11 protein-coding genes are annotated in these 10179 nt (G+C 71.6%); 8 read left to right on the top strand and 3 right to left on the bottom strand.

The annotated features are described in order from the left end of the window. Nucleotides 1-90: 90 nt before the first annotated feature. Together purF and purM are read left to right on the top strand one after the other, a co-directional pair. Nucleotides 91-1545 carry an amidophosphoribosyltransferase gene (gene purF, locus E1284_RS20215; RefSeq protein ID WP_131941163.1) on the top strand — a complete coding sequence of 485 codons (1455 nt, stop codon included), beginning with the start codon at nucleotides 91-93 and terminating at the stop codon, nucleotides 1543-1545. After that, on the top strand, nucleotides 1542-2567 hold the full coding sequence (purM, locus tag E1284_RS20220) for a phosphoribosylformylglycinamidine cyclo-ligase (RefSeq protein ID WP_131941165.1): 1026 nt from the start codon (nucleotides 1542-1544) through the stop codon (nucleotides 2565-2567). The genes purF and purM overlap by 4 nt, the downstream gene beginning before the upstream one ends. Nucleotides 2568-2838: 271 nt before the next feature. Here the strand turns inward: purM and E1284_RS20225 are convergent, their stop codons facing one another. Both E1284_RS20225 and E1284_RS20230 read right to left on the bottom strand, forming a co-directional pair. Then, nucleotides 2839-3045: a DUF3073 domain-containing protein gene (locus tag E1284_RS20225; protein WP_131941167.1), complete on the bottom strand. Its 207-nt coding sequence runs from the start codon at nucleotides 3043-3045 to the stop codon at nucleotides 2839-2841. A gap of 322 nt (nucleotides 3046-3367) precedes the next feature. Then, entirely contained in the window at nucleotides 3368-4450 is a 1083-nt protein-coding gene (locus E1284_RS20230; RefSeq protein WP_131941169.1) for a Leu/Phe/Val dehydrogenase, read from the bottom strand. Nucleotides 4451-4534: 84 nt separating this feature from the next. On the opposite strand from E1284_RS20230, the gene E1284_RS20235 reads away from it, so the two are divergent. Both E1284_RS20235 and bldC read left to right on the top strand, forming a co-directional pair. Beyond that, nucleotides 4535-5452, top strand: coding sequence for a DUF8083 family protein (locus E1284_RS20235; protein ID WP_131941171.1), 918 nt, complete (start codon nucleotides 4535-4537; stop codon nucleotides 5450-5452). A 273-nt stretch (nucleotides 5453-5725) separates the two neighbouring features. Next, nucleotides 5726-5929, top strand: coding sequence for a developmental transcriptional regulator BldC (bldC, locus tag E1284_RS20240; RefSeq protein WP_012850682.1), 204 nt, complete (start codon nucleotides 5726-5728; stop codon nucleotides 5927-5929). A 250-nt stretch (nucleotides 5930-6179) separates the two neighbouring features. Here the strand turns inward: bldC and E1284_RS20245 are convergent, their stop codons facing one another. Beyond that, on the bottom strand, nucleotides 6180-6881 hold the full coding sequence (locus tag E1284_RS20245; RefSeq protein ID WP_131941173.1) for a TetR/AcrR family transcriptional regulator: 702 nt from the start codon (nucleotides 6879-6881) through the stop codon (nucleotides 6180-6182). A gap of 295 nt (nucleotides 6882-7176) precedes the next feature. Between E1284_RS20245 and E1284_RS20250 the strand changes: the two genes are divergently transcribed. From E1284_RS20250 to E1284_RS20265, 4 genes are all read left to right on the top strand, one after another. Continuing rightward, nucleotides 7177-8307, top strand: coding sequence for a LacI family DNA-binding transcriptional regulator (locus tag E1284_RS20250; protein WP_243714612.1), 1131 nt, complete (start codon nucleotides 7177-7179; stop codon nucleotides 8305-8307). A 304-nt stretch (nucleotides 8308-8611) separates the two neighbouring features. Continuing rightward, complete coding sequence (locus E1284_RS20255) at nucleotides 8612-8848, top strand: hypothetical protein (protein ID WP_024934223.1); 237 nt, start codon at nucleotides 8612-8614, stop codon at nucleotides 8846-8848. Between the two features lie 86 nt (nucleotides 8849-8934). Beyond that, complete coding sequence (locus tag E1284_RS20260; RefSeq protein ID WP_243714613.1) at nucleotides 8935-9768, top strand: N-acetylmuramoyl-L-alanine amidase; 834 nt, start codon at nucleotides 8935-8937, stop codon at nucleotides 9766-9768. 51 nt (nucleotides 9769-9819) lie between these two features. After that, nucleotides 9820-10179 (top strand): DUF7059 domain-containing protein (locus E1284_RS20265; protein WP_424923494.1); only part of this gene is annotated, 360 nt, incomplete at its 3' end.

The following is a 10179-nucleotide window of genomic DNA, read 5'->3' on the forward strand; positions in this document are numbered from 1 at the left end:
CCGCGTGATGCCCGTGGTGCGGGGGAGTAAAGCCCGGTTAAGACATGCCACCGATCGGACCAGGTGAACCGGGCATCTAGACTGATTCACGTGCCTCTCCGTGACGGACGTCTGAGCCACGACATCGATCCCTCCGACCGCGCTCCGCAGGACGCCTGCGGGGTCTTCGGCGTCTGGGTCCCCGCCGACCAGGCGTCGCGGGCCGAGGTGAGCAAGCTCACCTACTACGGCCTGTACGCGCTCCAGCACCGCGGCCAGGAATCGGCCGGGATCGCGGTCAGCGACGGCTCCCGCATCGTCGTGTTCAAGGACATGGGCCTCGTCGCCCAGGTCTTCGACGAGTCGGTGCTGAACACGCTGCGCGGCCACATCGCCGTCGGCCACTGCCGCTACTCCACGACCGGCTCGCCCACGTGGGAGAACGCGCAGCCCACGTTCCGGTCGACGGACGCGGGCGGGCTGGCGCTCACCCACAACGGCAACCTCATCAACACCCCGGAGCTGGCCGCGCGGCTGGAACCGGGCGTGCTGACCGCCACGAGCGACACCGAGGTCCTCACGGCACTGTTCGCCCACCTCGGCGAGGGCGGCCCCATGGCCGCCGCCCGCGAGATCCTCCCGGCCACCCGCGGCGCGTACTCCCTGGTCTTCATGGACGAGGGCACCCTGTACGCGGCCCGCGACCCCGAGGGCGTCCGGCCGCTCGTGCTCGGCGAGCTGGAGGCCGGCGGCTGGGTGGTGTCGTCCGAGACGGCCGGGCTCGACATCGTCGGCGCCCGCTTCGTCCGGGAGATCGAGCCCGGCGAGCTGGTCGCGATCGACGGCGAGGGCGTGCGCTCCGAGCGGTTCGCCGAGCCGCGCCCCAAGGGCTGCCTGTTCGAGTACGTCTACCTCGCGCGGCCCGACACGACGATCGCCGGGCGCAGCGTCCAGGCGACCCGCGTCGAGGTGGGGCGCCGGCTGGCCCGCGAGCACCCCGTCGAGGCCGACATGGTCATCCCGACGCCCGAGTCGGGCACCCCGGCCGCGATCGGCTACGCGGAGGCGTCCGGCATCCCCTACGGCCAGGGGCTGGTGAAGAACTCCTACGTCGGGCGGACGTTCATCCAGCCGTCCCAGACGATCCGGCAGCTCGGCATCCGGCTCAAACTGAACCCGCTGCGCGAGGCGATCGAGGGCAAGCGGCTCGTGGTGGTGGACGACTCCATCGTGCGGGGCAACACCCAGCGCGCGATCGTGTCGATGCTGCGGGACGCGGGCGCCGCCGAGGTGCACGTCCGCATCTCCAGCCCGCCCGTCGCCTGGCCCTGCTTCTACGGCATCGACTTCGCGACCCGCGCCGAGCTGATCGCCGGGAACCTGTCCGTGGAGGAGATCCGCGACTCCATCGGCGCCGACACGCTCGGCTACGTCTCCCTGGACGAGCTCATCTCCGCCTCGCAGATCCCCAAGAACAACCTGTGCCGGGCGTGCTTCGACGGCATCTACCCCATCCCCGTGGAGCAGGACGCCCGCGGCAAGCATCTGCTGGAGGTCGGCCGGTGACGTCCTATGAGGCCGCCGGTGTCGACATCGCGGCGGGCGAGCGCGCCGTCGAGCTGATGAAGTCGCGGGTGGCGCGTTCACGGCGCCCCGAGGTCGTCGACGACGTCAGCGGGTTCGCGGGCCTGTTCGACGCGTCCGCCCTGCTGAAGTACAAGCGCCCCCTGCTCGCGACGTCCACGGACGGCGTCGGCACCAAGGTCGACCTGGCGCGACGCCTCGGCATCTACGACACGGTCGGGCACGACCTGGTCGGCATGGTCATCGACGACCTCGCCGTGTGCGGGGCCGAGCCGCTGTTCATGACCGACTACATCGCGTGCGGGAAGGTCGTCCCGGAGCGGATCGCCGACATCGTCGGCGGCATCGCCGAAGCCTGCGCCCTGGCCGGATGCGCCCTCATCGGCGGCGAGACCGCCGAACACCCCGGGCTGCTGGAGTCGGACGAGTTCGACCTCGCGGGCGCGGGGACGGGCGTCGTGGAGGCCGGCGACATCCTCGGCCCGGACCGCGTCCAGGCGGGGGACGTCGTGCTCGCCATGGCGTCGTCCGGCATCCACTCCAACGGGTACTCGCTCGTCCGGCACATCCTGGCCACGACGGAACTGACCCTGGAGTCGGCGCCCGCCGAACTCGACCGCCCGCTGGGTGAGGAACTCCTCACCCCGACGCGCATCTACGCCAAGGACTGCCTGGCCCTGGCCGAGGCGGGCGGCGTGCGCGCGTTCGCGCACATCACGGGCGGGGGGCTGGCGGCGAACCTGGCCCGCTCCCTGCCGGTGACCGCGGACGCCGTCCTGGACCGCTCGTCCTGGGAGGTCCCGCCGCTGTTCCGCGTCCTGCAGGAGCACGGCGGAGTGCCGCAGCCCGAGATGGACAAGACGTTCAACCTGGGCGTGGGGATGGCCGCGATCGTGAGCCCGGACGCCGCCGACGCGGCGCTGCGCCTGCTGGCCTCCCGCGGCGTCCCCGCCTGGACCCTCGGCGAGATCACCGAGGGTACCGGCACCGCGGCCTTCGCCTAGAGCGCGCGGCCCGCGGGCGTCCGGCCGGAGAATCGCGCGACCGGGAGACGTGCAACCGGCGTGTGACGGGCTGAGAGGGGCTCTGGGCGCCTCTCAGCCCTCAAGCGTCACACGGGGCAGCGTGAGCCGCCGAAGGTGCCCCAGGGGCTCTCTCGGCGGCCGGCGGAAACCATGACCCACACACCCCCCACAGAGGAAGAACCGCGGCGAACATGGAGAAGTCACGACAAACGCCACTGCCCGCGGCGGGCAGTGGCGCACTGTCGGCCGATCAACCGGAGGTGCCGTCCTTGCGGGGCTCCGTGCCGTAGTCCTCGGCGTAGTCGGCGTACTTCTCGGCGAGCTCGTCATACGAGTCGTCGCCGGAGTCTGCGACTCCCAGTTCGTCCTTCAGGCGGTCGAGGTCCGTGTTGCCGGTGTTGTACTTGAGCTGCCGGGCAACCTTCACCTGCTTGGCCTTGGCTCGGCCGCGACCCATTGGCTCGACCCCCTCGATGGTCAGGGCTTTCGTGGGCCCATCAACGCGCGCGTGTACCACACGAACCGGTGCCTGATGAGCCATGCGTCAGTCACGGTACAACCGTACCCGTTTTGCGCCTGGCTCGGTACATCGACGGTACGTGGCGGCGCCCCTGTTGCTGATAACAACAGTGTATCCGGTGGTCACGAGTACGTGCCAAGGCCGCCGTGGGACGGTCGTACCGCGCCCCACGGCGGCCCTTGCAACGGTCTTGCAACGGTCTAAACAGGTCTAGGAAGCCCACTGTCCGGACACGCCCTGCCGACCGCGGAGACGGGCGTCAGAGGAGGATTCCCCGCAATCTGCCGATCTCGGTCATCCGGCGCTCCGCGAGCCGGTCGGCCGCGGCCGCCGGCGGGACGCCGTCGGCGGCGGCCAGCGCGAAGATCTTGAGGGTGGTGTCGTAGATGCCGGTGGCGCGGGCCTTGGCCCGGTCGAAGTTGAAGCCCTCGATCTCGTCCGCGACCTGGATCACGCCGCCCGAGTTCACCACGTAGTCGGGCGCGTACAGGACGCCGCGGTCGGCGAGGCTCTTCTCCACGCCCGTGTGGGCCAGCTGGTTGTTCGCGGCGCCGCAGACCACCTTGGCCCGCAGTACGGGCACGGTGTCGTCGTTGAGCGAGCCGCCGAGCGCGCAGGGTGCGTACACATCGAGATCCGCGCGGACCATGGCGTCGCCGTCCGCGACGACCTCCACCTCGGGGTGGAGGGACCGGACCCGGTCCACGGCCGCCTGGTTCACGTCGCAGACCACGACGTCCGCGCCGTCCTCGCGCAGGTGCTCCACCAGCCGGTGGCCCACTTTCCCCACGCCCTCCACGCCGACCCGCTTGCCGCGCAGCGTGGGCGACCCCCACACGGTCTCGGCCGCGGCGCGCATGCCCTGGAAGACGCCGAACGCGGTGAGGATGGAGGAATCGCCGGCACCGCCGTGCGCGACCGTCCGCCCGGTGACGTAGCGGCACTCCCGCGCCACGACGTCCATGTCCTCGCTGTAGGTGCCGACGTCGCAGGCCGTGTAGTAGCGGCCGTTCAGCGACTGGACGAACCGCCCGTACGCCCTCAGCATCGCCTCGGACTTGTCGATGGCCGGGTCGCCGATGATGACGGCCTTGCCTCCGCCGAGGTCGAGCCCGGCCAGGGCGTTCTTGTAGGCCATGCCCCGGGAGAGGTTCAGCACGTCGGACAGTGCGTCCTCCTCGGAGCCGTACGGGAAGAAGCGGGTGCCTCCCAGGGACGGGCCGAGCGCGGTGGAGTAGATCGCGATGATGGCGCGCAGGCCGCTGGCTTCGTCTTGGCAGAAGACGACCTGCTCGTGTCGGGGTTCGGTGCCCTTGTGGGGCGCCCCGAAGACATTAGGCACGGTAGTGCCCTCCTCTCTGTCTCTAGATCAGACTAGGACGCCGGATGCCCCACGTCCGCACCGATCTCGTGTAACGATGCGGTGGTGCTTCCGTACGCCGCGTACCTACGGGTTTATGAACCGGTGACCGCCTTTCCGGAGCCCGCGCGGACCCTGTGGACGGTCTACGCCGACTCCCGGCGGCGCCCGCGGCGGATCCACGCGCTCGGTGTGGAGCACCGCGAGGCGGCGCTCAGGCTGACCGCGTCGCCGCCGGAGGTCGCCCCGGAGCGGGAGAGCAGGGACGCCTACGTGCGGCGCCTCGACGACATGATCTACATCTGCCCGTGGGGGACGCGGCTGCGCTCGTGGCTGGCCTTCGAGCGGTTCCGGGGCGAGCACGCCGCCGGTGTCGCGGCCGCGTTCGTCCCGCCGCCGGTGGCGGAACGCGCGATGAGCGAGTTCGACCAGTGGAGGCGGGCCGGGCGGCCGCTGCGCCCGCACATCCTGACGAGCACCTGGCACGTCCCGCTGGACTGGTTCGTGCCGTTCGCGCGCGGTGAGCGCTGCCTGATGCTCGGTACGCCGGGGACCGGATACCGCAAGTCCGACGACGCGTCCGAGGAGCCTGCCGGCCATGGCTCCGCGACGGCCGCGCCCGCGCGCACACTCATCTACGTCACCTCGATGGGCGAGGCGCGTCGCCGGGTGGAGGCGGCGCTGCCGGTGGTACGCGAGAACCTCGGCGACGGCGCTGAGGAGGTCTACCTCCTGTCGGCCGGACGGCTGGAGACGCTCGCCCGGTGGCTCGGCGGCTTCCACCCGCGCGCGCTCGTGGAGCTCGACTACGGCGGCCTCGTCCACCTGCTGGACGACCGGGCCCTGCGCGCGGACGAGTCGGTCGCCGAGATGACCGTGGCCCTCACCGGGATGGAGCGGGGTGAGGTCGAGCTGACCGTGGCGATGTACAAGCGCCTGCTGGCCCGCTGGCGGCCCGTCCGGGCGCTCGAGGCGGCGAACTAAAACAAATTTCCCGAATCCGCGCGCGATACGACTATACGTGTCGCTAGAATCACGCAGCGTGACCCAGTGGCCTTCGCTCAGGTGCGGCACCCCGCAGCCGCGGGGATGTTTGCACGCAACTACAGCCAGGAACTTGCTTGTTGCGCTGAGTGGTGGCAAGGTTACACGTTGTGATGTCATAGTGGCTCTTTCGGGCCATAGGGGACATCAGTGACCACGCGAGGATCAATCGCAGGATCGCTGTCATCGGTCCACGGAGGAGAGGCCGCAAACATGTCAGCACGTACGCCAGAGGCCGAGCCCCTGCTGACGCCGGCGGAGGTGGCGACGATGTTCCGCGTCGACCCCAAGACCGTCACGCGGTGGGCGAAGGCGGGAAAGCTCACGTCCATCCGGACGCTCGGGGGGCACCGCCGCTACCGCGAGGCGGAGGTGCGGGCGCTGCTCGCCGGCATCCCGCAGCAGCGCTCGGAATAACCGCGCACGGCACCAAGGGGGGACGGCCGGGGGCCGCTGGGGCGCATCTCGTACCGCGAGGTCGGCCAGAGGTCTCCCGGACGAATGGGCCGGTCCCACGGTCATCCGAGAACCGTGGGCACCGGGCCGATCACCGTTCGGCCGGCATCCCGCCCGCTGACCCGCGGGCGGGATCTGGCCTGGGTGGAATTTCGGACACCTAACGGCTAAGCGTCCACAATCGGACACAAGGCACCGGCCGTCACAGGAGTCACGTGCTCAGCTCCTCCTGGGAGAGGCGGTCGAACAGGGCGCCGGTCCCCGGATCGTGCCGGCCGGCCGTCTGCATGATGGCCACCAGCTGGTCGACGAGCAGCCGCTCCAGGTCGGCCCGCGGGACGTCGCGGTTCTCCAGCCAGTCGAGGCCGGCGGTCTCCACCAGCGCCATCCAGGAGCGCAGCGTGATGCGCAGGACGGGCGGCGGCTCCGCCACGTCCAGCGAGTGCAGGATCCGGTCCAGCAGCAGCCGGCGGATGCCGTCGACGATCTCGCCCGCCTCGCCGGAGCGGTCGGCCGGGCCGCCGCGCAGCAGCGCCGTGTAGCCCGCGGCGTGGCTCTCCACGAAGTCGAAGTAGCGCTTCAGCGAGATGCGCAGGCGTTCGAGGGGCTTGCCCTCGGTGGGCGGTTCGAGCAGCACCGACAGCTTCTTCGCCGCGCTGCCGAGCGCCGCGATGTACAGCTCGTACTTGCCGCCGAAGTAGTGGTAGACGAGCGCGCGGGAGGCGCCCGCAGCGGCCGCGACGTCGTCGATCGAGATGTCCTCGGGCGAGCGCGCGCTGAACAGCTGCAGCGCCGCGTCGATCAGTTCCTCGCGCCGTTCGTCCACGCTGAGCCTGCGCCGGCCGCGCCCGCCGCGCTGCCCGCCGCTCTGCCGGCTCCGCGCCTTGTCGCCGGCCACCGCACGTTCTGCCACGTGGGCAGGGTATCCGAGGCGGGCCCGCGGGCGATCCCGCCGACCGGGACGCGGCCGCCCTTTTCACCCGGCCGTGATCATCTTCACCGGGCCGTGATCAACGGCCGACCGGACTGTGATTCCGGACACCACAGGCCTGAACCACCATTCGCGGATGCCCGTTACTCCCTGTTGCGACGGTTTGGGGGGAAGGCGCGGCATCATGGCATCTCCTCCCGAGCGGAGGACGGCGCGCCGGCTCCCCCGGCGGCGTGCCGTCGCGGCAGGTCCTGCAGGTCCCCCCGGACGGAGTGCCATGTCAGCTGATGAACCGAACCCCCCGTACGAACGGCAGGGAGAGGGCGCGGTGCCCCGGCCGCGCGGCGGCCCCTCTCCCGCCGCGCGCCGCGGAACCCCGCCCGCCGGGCGCGAGGAGGGGAGGGCGGTACCGGCGCCGAAACCGACGATCCGCAACGTCGCCGAGCGCGCCGGAGTCTCCAAGTCGCTCGTCTCACTGGTGATGCGGGGGTCGCCGCACGTGAGCGAGCGGCGCCGGCAGGCCGTCCTGCAGGCCGCCCGCGAACTCGGCTACCGGCCGAACGCCGTCGCGCGGAGCCTGGTCGAGGGCCGCACCCGGCTGATCGGCGCCATCGTCGCCGACCTGCACAACCCGTTCTTCGCCGAGTTCCTCGACGGGCTGCAGGAGAGCCTGCACGGCGCCGGGCTGCGGATGCTCGTCGGCAGCGGCCGCTGGGACCCGCTGTTCGAGGCCGAGGCGGTCGAGGCGTTCCTGGAGATGCGGGTGGACGGCCTGGTGCTGCTCAGCGTCGTCCCCGAGTCGCTCAAGGAGGCCGCCGCGAGCGTCCCCGTGGTGATGGTCGGCGAGCGCGACGTCCACGGCGTCGACATCGTCGTGGACGACGACGAACTCGGCGCGAGCCTGGCCGTCGACCACCTCGTCGGACTCGGGCACCGCCGGATCGCGCACATCGAAGGGGCGCGCTCCACCACCGCCCACTACCGCCGCGCCGGGTACGAGAAGGCCATGCACCGGCACGGGCTGTCCGCCGAGATCGTCGTCGAGCCCGGCGACTTCACCGAGGACGGCGGCTACCGGGCCGCGCGCTCGCTGCTGCGCCGCGACGCCCGCCCCACCGCGATCTTCGCTCCCAACGACCTCGTCGCGACCGGTGCGCTGTCGGCCGCCGACGAACTCGGCATGACCGTCCCCGCCGACCTGTCGATCGTCGGGTACGACAACACCCATCTCGCGGCGATCCGCCACATCTCGCTGACCAGCGTGGACCAGCCGCGCCGCGACATGGGACGGGTGGCCGCCGAACTGCTCACCGCGCGCATCGGCGACCCGGCCCGGCACCCCCGGCAGAACCTGGTCGTCCCGCACCTGGTGGTGCGCTCGACCACGGGGCCCGCTCCCGCCCCGTGACCCGCCGCCCTCGGCAGCTCCGAGGGACGTCCCCCCGCCGCAACGCTCCCGCACGCACGACCTCCCCGGCGCCGCCGCGCCCGTGGCCGGTTACGGCCGGGGCAGGGGGACGGTCGATCGTCCCTAGAACCGGTGTAAGCCGGGTAAGGGCCCGGCCAAGACTGCCGCATTCGCCGGTCCCCGGCCCGCCGCCAGGTGGTTAATGGACTCACCGTCCGACGGGTGGACCCGGGCGGCCTCGGGGGAGGCCGCCCGGACGAGGCCCGCCGGACCGCACCGGAAAGTCCACTGGGGGGTTCAGCTCGTGCGTGATCCGGAACTGGTGTCGTGCGCGCAGCGCGCGGCGAGCGAATTGGAACGGGCGTGGTCGGAGTGGCGGCACGCGCGCGGCCTGGCCGAGCAGGTGTCGGAGTCCGTCGCCAGCTACGTGGCCCACTCGATCGACCACCCGTGGGGGCGGCCCCGCGTCGTCCTCGGCCTGGACGCCGACGAGGCGCGCGCCCTCGCGGCGCTGCTCGGCAAGGAGGATCCGCTGCGCTGATTTCGCGGACTTCGTTTGACGAACCGGCGGGGCCGTGCAGACTGTCATGGTCCCCGGTAACGAAGTCATCACGGAGGAATCGGCCTGTGCGCATCCATCGAGGCGGCCCGATGGTCGCCGGTCTCGCGCTGTGCCTCGGCGCGCTCACCGCGTGCAACGACTCCTCCGGTGCGTCCACCGCCGACCCCGCGACCCCGCCCGCGGCCGGCGCCCCGTCCCCGTCCTCGGCCGACCGGACGCCGACGTCCGCCGAGGACGGCGCCGCGTCCCTCGCCGGCAAGGTCGTCGTCATCGACCCCGGCCACAACGGCGGCAACGCCGAGCACCCGTCCGAGATCAACAAGCAGGTCAAGATCGGCAACGGCAGCAAGGCGTGCGACACGACCGGCACCGAGACGAAGGCCGGCTACGCCGAGCACGCCTTCACCTGGGACGTCTCGAAGCGCCTCGCCGAACTCCTGCGCGCCCGCGGCGCCAAGGTGACGCTGACCCGCAAGGACGACAAGGGCGTCGGCCCCTGCATCACCGAGCGGGCCGCCGTCGGCAACGAACTGAAGGCCGACGCCGCCATCTCGATCCACGCCGACGGCGCCGCCCCGTCCGGCCACGGCTTCCACATCATCGAGCCGATCTCCATCGGCCGGAACGCCGCCATGGTCGCCGGCTCCGCCAGGCTCGGCAAGGCCCTCCGCGACGCCTACCACGACGGCACCGGCATCCCCTACTCCAACTACCTCGGCAAGAACGCCATCGACCGCCGCGACGACCTCGGCGGCCTCAACATGTCGAAGGTCCCCAAGGTCTTCATCGAGTGCGGCAACATGCAGAACAAGGGCGACGCCGCCAAACTCTCCAGCGCCCCCTTCCGCCAGCGCATAGCCGACTCCCTGGCCAAGGGCTTCGAGAACTACCTGACCTGACCCGCCGCGAGGCCGCCCTCCCAAGCCGAGGTGGTGCGGGAGGATGGGGCGGTGAGTCAGCTTCTTCGGGTGCGCGAGTTGTTGGTCGGGGCCGATTACACGGTCGGCGGGGTGCGGGAACTGCTCGGGGCCGTTGCCGGTGGGGCGTTGGCTCGGGACGAGATCGTGCCCGCCTTGCGGGCTACTCGGGGCGGATCGCCTCTTGAGGTGTTGACGCGGTTGTTCTGGTTGCAGGTGCCCGTGCCGGTGGACTCCATTCCTGCGGACGCGTTGGTGGCCGCGGGGCTTGTCGAAGTGTCCGGTGGGGAGATGCGGGCGCTCCTGCGGGTCGAGCCGTTGGAGGGCGTCCGCGGAGGCGGGCATGTCGGGTACGTCGTGTCCGATCTCAAGGTGCGCCCCGGGGGCGGGCGC

This window comes from Actinomadura bangladeshensis (genome assembly GCF_004348335.1).
In the GTDB taxonomy this organism is placed as follows: domain Bacteria; phylum Actinomycetota; class Actinomycetes; order Streptosporangiales; family Streptosporangiaceae; genus Spirillospora; species Spirillospora bangladeshensis.